At 73.0% G+C, this 11,846-nt stretch carries 11 protein-coding genes; 9 read left to right on the top strand and 2 right to left on the bottom strand.

Annotation, left to right across the window (positions count from 1 at the left end; genetic code table 11):
• Window positions 1-30: 30 nt before the first annotated feature.
• From ACFZB3_RS03040 to ACFZB3_RS03025, 4 genes are all read left to right on the top strand, one after another.
• Window positions 31-600, top strand: a complete 570-nt coding sequence (locus ACFZB3_RS03040; protein WP_391368685.1) for a dihydrofolate reductase family protein — start codon at window positions 31-33, stop codon at window positions 598-600.
• A gap of 70 nt (window positions 601-670) precedes the next feature.
• The gene (locus tag ACFZB3_RS03035) at window positions 671-823 is read left to right on the top strand and encodes a hypothetical protein (protein WP_391368682.1); all 153 of its coding nucleotides are present in this window, start codon (window positions 671-673) and stop codon (window positions 821-823) included.
• Window positions 824-865: 42 nt separating this feature from the next.
• Window positions 866-1,870 carry an AraC family transcriptional regulator ligand-binding domain-containing protein gene (locus ACFZB3_RS03030; protein ID WP_391368679.1) on the top strand — a complete coding sequence of 335 codons (1,005 nt, stop codon included), beginning with the start codon at window positions 866-868 and terminating at the stop codon, window positions 1,868-1,870.
• A 120-nt stretch (window positions 1,871-1,990) separates the two neighbouring features.
• Window positions 1,991-2,929: an oxidoreductase gene (locus ACFZB3_RS03025; RefSeq protein ID WP_391368676.1), complete on the top strand. Its 939-nt coding sequence runs from the start codon at window positions 1,991-1,993 to the stop codon at window positions 2,927-2,929.
• A gap of 127 nt (window positions 2,930-3,056) precedes the next feature.
• Here the strand turns inward: ACFZB3_RS03025 and ACFZB3_RS03020 are convergent, their stop codons facing one another.
• Both ACFZB3_RS03020 and ACFZB3_RS03015 read right to left on the bottom strand, forming a co-directional pair.
• Window positions 3,057-3,971: a methyltransferase domain-containing protein gene (locus ACFZB3_RS03020; RefSeq protein WP_391368673.1), complete on the bottom strand. Its 915-nt coding sequence runs from the start codon at window positions 3,969-3,971 to the stop codon at window positions 3,057-3,059.
• Between the two features lie 5 nt (window positions 3,972-3,976).
• Window positions 3,977-4,282 (bottom strand): 4a-hydroxytetrahydrobiopterin dehydratase, encoded by a 306-nt coding sequence (locus ACFZB3_RS03015; protein WP_361295358.1) that lies wholly within the window; start codon window positions 4,280-4,282, stop codon window positions 3,977-3,979.
• 288 nt (window positions 4,283-4,570) lie between these two features.
• Here ACFZB3_RS03015 and ACFZB3_RS03010 point away from each other — a divergent pair, with 288 nt between their 5' ends.
• The 5 genes from ACFZB3_RS03010 (at window position 4,571) to narJ (ending at window position 11,816) form a co-directional block, all read left to right on the top strand.
• A complete protein-coding gene (locus tag ACFZB3_RS03010; protein ID WP_391368671.1) occupies window positions 4,571-5,431 on the top strand; it encodes a Scr1 family TA system antitoxin-like transcriptional regulator in 861 nt (286 codons plus the stop codon).
• Window positions 5,432-5,473: 42 nt separating this feature from the next.
• The gene (locus ACFZB3_RS03005; protein WP_391368668.1) at window positions 5,474-6,289 is read left to right on the top strand and encodes an SAM-dependent methyltransferase; all 816 of its coding nucleotides are present in this window, start codon (window positions 5,474-5,476) and stop codon (window positions 6,287-6,289) included.
• Window positions 6,290-6,367: 78 nt separating this feature from the next.
• Window positions 6,368-9,838, top strand: coding sequence for a molybdopterin-dependent oxidoreductase (locus ACFZB3_RS03000; RefSeq protein WP_391368666.1), 3,471 nt, complete (start codon window positions 6,368-6,370; stop codon window positions 9,836-9,838).
• On the top strand, window positions 9,838-11,331 hold the full coding sequence (locus tag ACFZB3_RS02995) for a 4Fe-4S dicluster domain-containing protein (protein ID WP_391368663.1): 1,494 nt from the start codon (window positions 9,838-9,840) through the stop codon (window positions 11,329-11,331). The genes ACFZB3_RS03000 and ACFZB3_RS02995 overlap by 1 nt, the downstream gene beginning before the upstream one ends.
• A complete protein-coding gene (gene narJ, locus ACFZB3_RS02990; RefSeq protein ID WP_391368660.1) occupies window positions 11,331-11,816 on the top strand; it encodes a nitrate reductase molybdenum cofactor assembly chaperone in 486 nt (161 codons plus the stop codon). Before ACFZB3_RS02995 ends, narJ begins: the two co-directional genes overlap by 1 nt.
• Window positions 11,817-11,846: the final 30 nt, after the last annotated feature.

Below are 11,846 nucleotides of genomic sequence, written 5' to 3'. Positions count from 1 at the left end.
CGCCCCTTCCCACCGGCGTACGATCCGGCCATGCGCAGCGTGACCTGTTCGATGGGCATCTCGCTCGACGGCTACATCGTCGGGCCGGACGGCGACTTCGGCTGGGCGGCGCCCGACGAGGAGGTGTTCCGCCTCGTCATCGACGAGATCCGGGAGGTCGGCGTCCACTTCATGGGACGACGGCTGTACGAGACGATGCTGTACTGGGAGACCGCCGACCAGGATCCGTCGCTCGACGCCTCGATGCTGGAGTGGGCCGCGCTCTGGAAGCCGCTCCCGAAGGTGGTGTTCTCCACCACGCTGCCGGCGGTGCAGGGCCACGCCCGCCTGGCCTCCGGCGGCCTGGCCGAGGAGATCGAACGGTGGCGGGCCGAGCCGGGGGCAGGCGACATCGCGATCGGCGGCCCGACACTCGCCGCCGAGGCGGCCGCGGCGGGGCTGATCGACGAGTACCGGATCAGGGTCTACCCGGTACTCGTCGGCGGCGGCGTTCCGTTCTTTCCCCGGGGCGAGCGCCGGGAGGACCTCGAACTCGTCGAGACCCGCATCTTCGGCTCCCGGGTCGTCTACCTCCACTACCGCGTGGCGCGATCGGATTGAGCGTTGGCGCCATCCGTCACTGCGGGGGCCGGTGCGCGCTCCTAGTCTGGTCGGCGAAAGGAGCGCCACCATGACCCGGACCATCGTCCCCGAAGCACACCGGCAGGAATTGATCGAAATCGGCGTTCACCCGGCCGTGACCGATCGCCCCGGCACCGATGACGCCACGTTCTTCGCGGGAATGCGCACACCGTCCGGCCGCGGTGTCACAAATGCGCGATAAAATGGCACAGGGAATTCCCCCGGGCAACGGCAGATGATGCACATGCAGAGCTATTCACTGGACGTGACATGGCGTGCCGTTCTGAGGGATCTCGGCGTCGTACCCGCCGATGTGCTGCGTCGCGCCGGGCTGGCGGAGGACCTGTTCGTGCAGCCGTCGGCGAAGCTCGCGCCCGGCGACTACCACCGGCTGTGGAACAGCATCGAGGCCGAGACCAAAGATCCGGCCTTCCCCATCCGGCTGTGTGAGATGTTCCGCGCCGAGACGTTCTCCCCGCCGTTGTTCGCGGCCCTGTGCAGCCCCGATTTCGTTGTCGCCGCCCGGCGGATCGGGCAGTACAAGCGACTGATCGCACCGATACGCATGACGGTGTCGGAGGCGGATCCGGTCGTCGCGGTCGAGTTGTCCTGGCCCGACGGCACGCCACCGCCTCCCACCTCGCTGGTGCTGACGGAACTGCTGTTCTTCGTGACCCTCATGCGCATGGGGACCCGCGAGAAGGTGAGCCCGGTCGCGGTGACCACCACGACACTGCCGGACGTGGTGCAGCCGTACGAGGACTTCCTCGGCATTCCCCTGCGCGCGGGCCCCGCTCACCGGGTCGCCTTCGCCACCCAGGACGCGACCTTGCCGTTCCTCACCCGGAACGAGCCGCTGTGGGCCGCGTTCGAGCCCGAGCTGCGCCGGCGCCTCGCCGATCTGGAGGCATCGGCGACGACCGCCGAACGGGTTCGGGCGGCACTGCTGGAGACCTTGCCGAGCGGATCGACCTCGATGGACACGATCGCGCGCAGGCTGACGCTCAGCAAGCGGACGCTGCAGCGCCGCATCGAGGCCGAGAACACCAGTTACCAGCGCATCCTCGACACCACGCGCAGCGATCTGGCCAGGCACTACCTTGTGAACACCGAATTGTCGGTCGCCGAGGTCTCGTTTCTCCTGGGTTTCAGCGAGCCCAATTCCTTCTACCGGGCGTTCCGCACATGGACCGGCACGACCCCGGACGCACTTCGACACACCCGGAACACACAGGTGTCGTCGCACTGAATTCCAGGGCGATTTCGCCAGGTATTTCACGTCAGGATCGACACGAACCAGCGCACTCGCGCGGCGGAATGTTCCCGTCGCCCGACCCACCGAATTCCATCACCCACTCGGAGGCAGTAAATGAGCTGGACCGCAGACGACATCCCGGACCAGGACGGCCGCACGGTCGTCGTCACCGGCGCCAACGGCGGCCTCGGACTGGTGACCGCCAAGAAGCTGGCGTCGAAGGGCGCCCACGTCGTGATGGCCGTACGCAACCAGAAGAAGGCCGCCGCCGCGGTCCAGGAGATCCGGACGGACCTCCCGGGCGCCTCACTGGAACTGGTCTCCCTCGACCTGTCCTCGCAGGCGTCCGTGAAGGAGGCCGCCGCGCAGATCCTGGCCGCCCACGACAGCATCGACCTGCTGGTCAACAACGCGGGCGTGATGGCCATCGCCGAGACGCGCACGGCCGACGGCTTCGAGATGCAGTTCGCCGTCGACCACCTGGGCCACTGGACGCTGACCGCGCTCCTGCTGCCCGCGCTGCTGCGTACGCCCGGGTCCCGCGTCGTGACCGTGACCAGCACCGCCCATCACATCGGCCGTCCCGTCAACGTGGCCAACCCCCACCTGGAAGGCCGCTACGGGCCCTGGCGCGCCTACGGCCAGGCGAAGCTCGCCAACTTCCACTTCGGACTCGGCCTCCAGCGCGAACTGGAGCGGGCGGGTGCGCACACCGCCAGCCTGATCGCCCACCCCGGCCTGTCCGACACCGACCTGCAGGCGGTCAGCGTGGAGGGCTCCGGCGGCGGGTTCACCCAGCGGTTCTTCCACACCCTGGCCCGGCGCACCGGCATGTCCCCCGACGACGGCGCGCTGCCGCAGCTGCGCGCCGCCACCGACCCGGCGGCCAAGGGCGGCGAGTTCTACGGACCTGTGTTCATGAACAACGGTGCACCGGTGCGCAGGCCGGTCCTGCGCAGGGTCGGGATGGACCGGGCGGTCGCGAAGCTCTGGGCGGTCTCCGAGCGGGAGACCGGTGTCGCGCTCGACGTGCACGCCACGGCCGGGGCGTGAGCGAGGCACCCGCCGGGGAGCCGGACGGGTTCCTCCGTCAGCCGGAGCGGGAGGCTGTTCCCGCCGGTCGTCGGGCGGTTCGACGGCGACCGCGGGCAGACCCGGGTGGCCGACCGGACGACGGACTTCAGCGGGACGCCGGTTTCCTGAACGCCCGTACGGCGAAGCGGGGGTCGGGGCGGCGGCGGTCCTGGTCGGGCAGGGCCGCCAGCCGGTCGGCGAAGTCCTCGGCACGGGGGTCGTCGGGCGGCAGCATCGTGAACCAGCCGCGCCGCAGGTCCGCCAGGGTGGACCGGGGGCTGCGCCCCTGGCCGACGCCGGTGAAGGCGGCCTCCCCGGCGGGCAGCAGGCCGCCCGCCCGCGCATACGCGCTCACGTCCGTGGAGGCGTCGGACGCCGGGCGGCGCGGGCGGGCGGCGAGCACGGCGTCGATGTCGCTGCCGACATCGTGCGCGGCGGCCTTGTCGACGGTGGTGACGTACACCCCGCCGGGCCGCAGCACCCGCGCGCACTCGGCGACGATCCCGCGGACCTCGGTACCGTCCGCTATGAGGTGGAGCAGCCAGACCGTCGTGACGGCGTCGAACGTGGCGTCGGGGAAGGGCAGTCGACGGCTGTCGGCGAGCACGACCGATCCCGGCAGCCGGGCCGCCGCCATCCGCGCCATGCCGGGGGCGCGGTCCGCGCCGGTGACCTGGAGCGCGGGTCGGGCGGCGGCGAGCCGACGGGTGACGATGCCGGTACCGCACGCGAGGTCGAGGAGACGGCCGGGGGGACCGGGGCGGCTGGGGTGACCGGAGCAGCTGGGACGGTCCGGGCTGCGGTGGTGGCGATCGCGGCGGGCGGGGGCTGCCGTGCTGTCGGCGCTCCCCGCCTTCCCGGCGCCGTCGGCGTTCCCGGCGTTCCCGGCGCCGTCGGCGTTCCCGGCGTTCCCGATGCTGTCGGGGATCAGGCCGAGGACGGCGTGTGCGGCCGCCTCCGCGCGGGCCTCGCCGCCGCGGGTCGCGTCGTAGGCCCCGGCTTCCTTGTCGTAGTCGAGCACATGGCTCAGTGTGCGCCGTGGCCTGGGGCGATGTCCTCCACCCTGTGGGCGAGTTCGAAATCCTTGGCCGTGACGGCGCCGCCCACGCTGTGGGTGTTCACGGTCAGGGTGACGGTGTTGTAGCCGAGGGTGAGGTCGGAGTGGTGGTCGAGTTCGTCCTGGATGTGGGCGATGTGCACCACCAGCGCGAGGGCGGCGAAGTGCGAGTCGAGCCGGTAGGCGCGGGCGAGCCGGTCGCCGTCCAGCGACCAGCCGGGCAGCTCGGCCAGCCGGTCCTCGATCTCCTGCTGCGACAGCGGTGCGACGGCCATGGTGCGGCTTCCTTCCCGGGGGACCGGCGAGTGGCGTATGCGCGTTCAGCCTGCCATGGACAGGCCTTCCGGGCGGTGAGCACGGTCGCGTGTCCGGGACCTCGGACGCGGTCGCCGGGACGGGTGAGCCGGCCGGATCCGGCACTGCGTGCCGACGGCGGACCCGGCCACCGCCAAGTTCCTGCACTCCTCGGTAAGTTGACAGAAGTAGTTCCCTCGACCAGGTGTGCGACGCGGCATCGCGTGACACACTGCTCCCCGTACTTGGGCACGTAGGGGAGGCGTGGCGTGAGTGAGCGGCGTGCTGCGCCCACAGTCGGGCAGGTCGTACTCGGCAAGCGGCTCCAGGAGCTGCGCGAGGCGGCCGGCCTGGGCCGGGACGAGGCGGCGCGGGTGCTGCGGGTGGCCCAGGCGACCGTACGGCGGATGGAGATGGCCGAGGTCGCGCTGAAGATCCCGTACATCCAGGTGCTGCTGGAGACGTACGGGGTGGCCGAGGAGGAGCAGGCCGCGTTCGTACGGCTGGCCGAGGAGGCCAACCAGCCGGGCTGGTGGCAGCGGTTCCACGACGTGCTGCCTGACTGGTTCAGCCTGTACGTGAGCCTGGAGGGCGCCGCCCGGGTCATCCGCTCCTACGAACCGCACTTCCTGCCCGGCCTGTTGCAGACCGAGGCGTACGCACGGGCCGTGATGGAGGCCGGGACGATCGGCCACAGCGATCCCACCGCCGTGGAGCGGCACGTGGCGCTGCGCATGACCCGACAGCGGCTGCTGGAGCAGGACGACCCGCCCCACCTTTGGGTGATCATGGACGAGACGGTGCTGCGGCGCCCGGCCGGCGACAGCGAGGTGATGCGCGACCAGGTCGACAAGCTCCTCGCCTACCTCGAACGGGACCGGATCACCCTCCAGGTCGCGGAGTTCGCGAGCGGCCCGCACCCGGGGACGTACGCGCCGTTCACGCTGTTCCGGTTCGCCGAGCCCGAGCTGCCCGACATGGTCTTCACCGAGTACCTGACCGGCGCCCTGTACCTGGACTCCCGCGACGAGGTCGGGGCGCATCTGGAGGTCCTGGACCACATGACGGCCAGGGCGGCCTCGGCCCAGCGGACCGAGGAACTGCTGCGCGAGTACCGCGACAAGATCTGAGCGGGCGCACCGCGACGAACCCCGATCCTAGGAGCACAGACTGTGACCGCACCCGAGCCCGCCCCGACCTCGATCGACACGAGCCGGCCGCATCCGGCGCGGGTGTACGACTGGTGGCTGGGCGGCAAGGACAACTACCCGGTGGACGAGGAGCTGGCCCGGCGGATCCTCGCCGTGGACGGCACGGTGCTGCGCGGCGCGCGTGCCAACCGCCGGTTCATGCAGCGGGCCGTGCGGACCGTCGCCGAGTCCGGCACCCGCCAGTTCCTGGACATCGGCACGGGCATCCCGACCGAGCCGAACCTGCACCAGGTGGCGCAGGGCGTGGCGGCGGAGTCGAAGGTGGTGTACGCGGACAACGACCCGATCGTGCTGCGCCACGCGGAGGCGCTGCTGCGCGGCACGGAGGAGGGCAGCACCGCGTACGTGCACGCGGACGTCCGGGACGTCGACACCCTGCTGGCCCGGGCCGCCGAGACCCTGGACTTCAAGGAGCCCGTCTCGCTGTCGCTGGTGGCGCTGACCCACTACCTCGACGCCGACCCGGACGGCGACGACGTGTACGGCCTGATCCGCAGGTACGTCGAGGCGCTCGCCCCGGGCAGCCATCTGATCCTCTCCCAGGTCACCCCGGACCTCAGCCCGGAGGCGATGGAACAGGCGGCCGCGAACTTCCGGCGCAGCGGGACGCCCTTCCACCCGCGGGCGCTGCCCGAGTTCTACCGCTTCTTCGACGGCCTCGAACTGCTCGGCCCCGGGGTGATCCCGGTCTCCGGCTGGCGCCCGGAGCCGGTGGACGTGGCCGTCCAGGCGGAGGGCATCGTGCCGGTGTACGGCGGTGTCGCCCGCAAGGTCTGACCCGTCCGGGCGCCCTGAACAGGTGCGTTCCCCGGCCCGCCCCTAGCGTCGAAGCGACGGGTGAGCAAGGGAGCGGACGTGACGGAGACGCGGACACCGCCGGAGGAGCCGGGTGCGGCGCTGCTGAGCGCCGCCCGGTTCTTCCGGCCGGGCACGCCCGCACCCGATCCGCACAGCGCGGCCCTGCCCGGCGGCCGCGAGCCGGACCACCCGCCGGCCGGCCCCGACCGCCCCGGGGACGAGCCCCGCGGCCGCCCGCACGGCGCCGCGTTCTCCCGGGACACCTACTCGCCGGCCCGGATCCGCCATCCGTACGTCCGGGGCGTGCTCCTGGAGATGTACCGGGAGGCGAAGCGGCGGCACCCGGACCCGGTGGCGGCCTGGGCCGACATCCAGAACGACCCCGCGCGCCGCCGCCGTTACCAGCGGGCACGCGGCAAGGACGGTCTGGTAAGGACGAGTTGGGACGAGGCGGTGGAGATCGTCGCCGCCGCGCAGGTGCACACGATCAGGACGTACGGCCCGGACCGCATCGCGGGCTTCTCCCCCGTCCCCGCGCCATCGACGGTGTCGCACGCGGCAGGTACCCGCTACCACTCCCTGATCGGCGCCCCGGTGCTGTCGTGCTGCGACCGGTACGCCGACCCGCCGGTGGCCCCGCCGCAGGTCCTCGACGACCGGACGGACGTACCGGAGCCGGGCGACTGGTGGGACGCGGCCTATCTGATGGTGTGGGGGGCGGACGTCCCGGTGCCCCGCGCCCCGGACGCGCACGGACTGGCGGAGGCCCGCTACCGCGGCCAGAAGGTCGTGGCCGTCTCCCCCGGTCACGAGGGCAGCGCGCACGCCAGGTTCGCCGACGAGTGGCTGCACCCGCACCCCGGCACCGACGGCGCGCTGGCCCTCGCGATGGGCCACGTGGTCCTCAAGGAGTTCTTCGTCGACCGCGAGACCCCGTTCTTCGCGGACCACGCACGGAGGTTCACCGACCTGCCGTTCCTGGTGACGCTCGCCGACCGGGACGGCGCGTATGTGCCGGGCGGGTTCCTGCGCGCCGCCGACCTCGGCCGGGGCGGCGCGGACGCCGAGTGGCGGACCGTCGTCCTGGACGCCGTCTCCGGCCGCGCGGTCGTCCCGGACGGCTCCCCCGGCTTCCGCCGGACAGACCCCGGCACGGGCCGCCGGAACCCCGGACCCGGCGGCGTCGAACCCCGGTCGACCCTGTACGGCAGTGCGGTCTCGGCCGGTGTCGAGGTGCTGCTCCCGCGCTTCGACACGGACGGCGGCGCGCACGGGCAGGGCCACGGAGGTGTCCTGCGGCGCGGGGTCCCGGCGACCCGCCTCGGCGGCGCGGGCGGCCCGCTGGTGACGACCGTCTACGACCTGCTGCTCGCCCAGTACGGCGTGTGGCGGCACGGGCTGCCGGGCCGCTGGCCCACCCACTACGAGGACGCCGACGCCCCGGGCACCCCGGCCTGGCAGGAGCGGCACACCTCGGTCCCGGCCGCGAGATGCGTGAAGATCGCCCGGGAGTTCGCCCGGACCGCCGAGCGCTCCGAGGGCCGCTGCATGATCCTGACGGGCTCCGGCACCGGACAGTGGTTCCACTCCGGGACCATCCACCGTGCCTTCCTGGCGCTGCTGCAGCTCACCGGCTGCCAGGGCCGCAAAGGCGGCGGCTGGGCGCACTACGCGGGCCGGGAGACGTGCCGCCCGGTCACCGGCGGCGACCGGTCGCGGCCGCCGCGCCGGATGATCGGCACGGCCTACTGGTACCTCCACACCGACCAGTGGCGCTACGACCGGTTCGGCGCCGACGTCCTGGCCTCACCGCTCGGCGAGGGCCGGTTCGCCGGGATGACCGGCGCCGACTGCCTGGCGCTGTCGGCCCGTTCGGGCTGGATGCCGTCGTACCCGGCCTTCGACCGCAATCCGCTCGAACTCGGCGAGGAGCCCGGCGACCCCGTGGCCAAGGCGGTGGCCCGACTCCGCGCGGGGACCCTGAAGTTCGCGTGCGAGGACCCGGACGCGCCGGAGAACTGGCCGCGCGTCCTGACCCTCTGGCGGAGCGAACTCCTCGGCTCCTCGGCGCAGGGTGCCACGTACTTCACCAAGCACCTCCTCGGCGCGCACCCCTCCCTGCGCGCCGAGGAGGCGGCCCCGGGCCGGCGTCCCCGGGACGTGACCTGGCGGGGCGAGGCGCCCGAGGGCAAGCTCGACCTGCTGCTCTGCCTGGACTCCCGGCAGACCTCCTCGACCCTGCTGTCGGACGTGGTGCTGCCGGCCGCCACCGAGGACACGCAGCACGACCCGACGTCGACGGACACGCGTCCCTCCGCGCACGCCTCCTCCCCGGCCGCGGACCCGCCCTGGCGGGCGCGCACCGGCTTCGAGGTCTTCAAGGCGCTCGCGGAGCGGCTGAGCGAGCTGGCCGTGCGCCATCTCGGGGTGCGCCGGGACCTGGTGGCCGAGCCGCTGCGGTACGACACCCCGGGCGGGACCGCCCAGCCCGGCGGGGTGGTGCGGGACTGGAGGCGCGGGGAGTGCGAGCCGGTGCCCGGCCGGACCATGCCGAACCTGGTCGTGGTCGAGCGGGACTACCCGGCGGTCGGCGCCAGGTTCGCGGCGCTCGGCCCACCGGCGGAGCGACGGGGCGTGCCCGCGAACGGCATCGCCCCTGAGCCCGGTCAAGAGGTCGCGCGGCCGAGGGACAGGCGGATCACCTCCGCCGGCCCACGGTCCGCCCCGGTCCCGGCGACCACCTCGCCGGAGCGCACCGGCAGCGCGTCCGGCAGTCGGCCCGGCAGCGCGCCCGGCACTGCGTCCGGCGCTGCGTCCGGCACTGCATCCGGCACTGCATCCGGCGCTGCATCCGGCGCTGCATCCGGCGCTGCATCCGGCGGCCGCGGGTACACGGCGTCCGCGCTCGGTGCCGAGCAGCTGACGCCCCGGCACACACCCACCGGCCGCCGGCACTTCTACCTCGACCACGACTGGATCCGCGAGCTCGGCGAGGCGCTGCCCGTCTACCGGCCGCCGCTGGACATGGGCCGGCTGTCCGGCGAACCGCGCCTCGGCCCGGACGGGCAGCGCGAGATGACGGTCCGCCGTCTCACCCCGCACGACATGTGGTCGATCCACTCCGGCGGCCCGGACGACCTGTTCCTGCTCGCGCTCTCCCGGGGCGGCCGGAACATCTGGCTGTCCCCGCAGGACGCGGACGCGATCGGGGTCGGGGACGGCGACCCGGTCGAGGCGGTGGACCGCGACGGCGTGGTGGTGGCCCGCGCGGCCGTCTCGCACCGGATGCCGGCCGGGACCGTCCACCTGCACCGCGCCACCGAGCACGCGGCGGCCGTCCCGGGGACGGAGACCACCGGCGTGCGCGGCGGCGCCCACGACCCGCTCACCCCGCTGGTCCTCAAGCCCTCGCACCTGGTCGGCGGTCAGGCCCGGCTGTCCTGGTCCTGCGGCCGGCCGGGCCCGACGGTCAACCACCGCGACGAGGTGACGGTCGTCCGGCGCCGCGCCCAGGAGGTCGAGCACTGATGCGCCCGATGGCCCAGATCGCGATGGTCATGAACCTCGACAAGTGCATCGGCTGCCACAGCTGTTCGGTCGCCTGCAAGGAGGCGTGGACCGACCGGCGCGGCACGGAGCACGTCTGGTTCAACAACGTCGAGACCCGCCCCGGCCCGGGTTATCCGCGCCGCTACGAGGACCAGGAGAGGTGGCGCGGCGGCTGGCAGCTGAACCGGCGCGGCGCGCTCCGGCTGAGGGCGGGCGGCCGGCTGCGCAGGTCCGCCGGGATCTTCGCCGGCCGCGGGCTCCCGGAGACCGAGGACTACTACAGGCACTGGACGGACGGCGGCCCGACCGGCGCGCCCGCCCACGGCGACCTGGACCCGATGGTCGAGCGCACCCGCCGACACGCCTCGGACAAGGTGAGGTCCGAGTTCGAGCAGACCTTCATGTTCTACCTCCCCCGCATCTGCGAGCACTGCCTCAACCCGTCGTGCGTGGCCTCCTGTCCGTCCGGGGCGATGCACAAGCGGGCCGAGGACGGCATCGTGCTGGTCGACCAGGACCGGTGCCGGGGGCGGCGGATGTGCGTGACCGGATGCCCGTACAAGAAGGTCTACTTCAACCACGCCACCGGCAAGGCCGAGAAGTGCGACCTGTGCCGTCCGCGGATCGAGGCCGGCCTGCCGACGGTCTGTTCGGAGACCTGCGTGGGCCGGCTGCGCTACCTCGGGGTGGTCCTCTACGACGCCGACAAGGTGAGGGCGGCGGCCGAGACCGAGGACGAGAAGGCGCTGTACGAGGCCCAGTTGGGCGTCCTCCTCGACCCGGAGGACCCTGCCGTGCTGCGGGCCTGCGCGGCGGCGGGCATCCCGGACGACTGGACGGAGGCGGCCCGCCGTTCCCCGGTCCACGCGCTGATCAGCAGGTACCGGGTGGCGTTGCCCCTGCACCCGGAGTACCGCACGCTGCCCATGGTCTGGTACATCCCGCCGCTGTCCCCCGTCGTGGACGCGCTCTCCGAGACCGGTCACGACGGCGAGGACGCCGGCAACCTGTTCGCCGCGATCGACACCCTGCGCATCCCGCTCGCCTACCTGGCAGAGCTGTTCAGCGCGGGCGACCCCGCCCCGGTCCGCGCCTGTCTGGAGAAGCTCGCGGCGATGCGCTCCCACATGCGGGCGCTCGACCTGGGTGAGGAGCCGGACCCGGCGGTCGGCTCCGCGGTCGGGATGCGGCCGGAGGAGATCGAGGCGATGTACCGGTTGCTGGCGGTCGCCAGGTACGAGGACCGGTACGTGATCCCGTCGGCGGCCGCCGGTGACGCCCGCCGTCTGGAGGAGTCCGCGCTGCCCGACGGCTGCAGCCTGGACTTCCACGGCGGCCCCGGCATGGGCGGCGACGGCCCCTCCGGCCGGGCCCCGGGGCGGAAACTGCTCCCAGTGGTGTCGGTGCGGAACCTCCACGGTCTGCGCGGACGGCAGACCGCCGGCACTCCCGACGAGGCGAAGGAGGACTGATGCCCTCGGACGCGGTGTTCTACCAGGCGGCGGCGCTCTGTCTCACCTACCCGGACGACGACTTCGTCGCCCGGCTGCCGCTGCTGCGCGAAGCCGCCCCGCAACTGCGGGAGTTCACCGACCATGCGACGGTGACCCCACCGCAGGAGCTGGCCGCGCACTACGTGCAGGTCTTCGACTTCAAGAACCCGCAGAGCCTCTACCTCAGCTGGTGGCGGGACGGCGACACCCGGCGCCGGGACATGTCCCTGGCCCGGTTCCAGGACATCTACAAGGCGTACGGCATGGAGTTCACCGGCGAGGAGCTGCCGGACTTCCTCCCCGCCGTCCTGGAGTTCACGGCCCGTACCGGCAACACCGGCCTGCTCACCGAGCACCGCGACTGCCTGTCGCGGCTCCGCTGCAGGCTGACCGAATTCGGCACCCCGTACGCGTGCGTCCTGGACGCGGTCTGTGCCACCCTGCCGGCCACGCCCGGCAGCTAGCCGTTCCTCCCGCCGCGACGGCGGCCGGTC

This window comes from Streptomyces sp. NPDC008092, assembly GCF_042957285.1.
In the GTDB taxonomy this organism is placed as follows: domain Bacteria; phylum Actinomycetota; class Actinomycetes; order Streptomycetales; family Streptomycetaceae; genus Streptomyces.
This window is presented reverse-complemented; position numbering and strand designations above follow the sequence as displayed.

Bases quoted from the DNA above. Each gene is read 5' to 3' on its own strand.
- ACFZB3_RS03025 (WP_391368676.1), top strand. From the start codon at position 1,991: ATGAGCTGGACCGCAGACGACATCCCGGACCAGGACGGCCGCACGGTC.
- ACFZB3_RS03040 (WP_391368685.1), top strand. From the start codon at position 31: ATGCGCAGCGTGACCTGTTCGATGGGCATCTCGCTCGACGGCTACATC.
- narJ (WP_391368660.1), top strand. From the start codon at position 11,331: ATGCCCTCGGACGCGGTGTTCTACCAGGCGGCGGCGCTCTGTCTCACC.
- ACFZB3_RS02995 (WP_391368663.1), top strand. From the start codon at position 9,838: ATGCGCCCGATGGCCCAGATCGCGATGGTCATGAACCTCGACAAGTGC.
- ACFZB3_RS03035 (WP_391368682.1), top strand. From the start codon at position 671: ATGACCCGGACCATCGTCCCCGAAGCACACCGGCAGGAATTGATCGAA.
- ACFZB3_RS03015 (WP_361295358.1), bottom strand. From the start codon at position 4,282: ATGGCCGTCGCACCGCTGTCGCAGCAGGAGATCGAGGACCGGCTGGCC.
- ACFZB3_RS03030 (WP_391368679.1), top strand. From the start codon at position 866: ATGCAGAGCTATTCACTGGACGTGACATGGCGTGCCGTTCTGAGGGAT.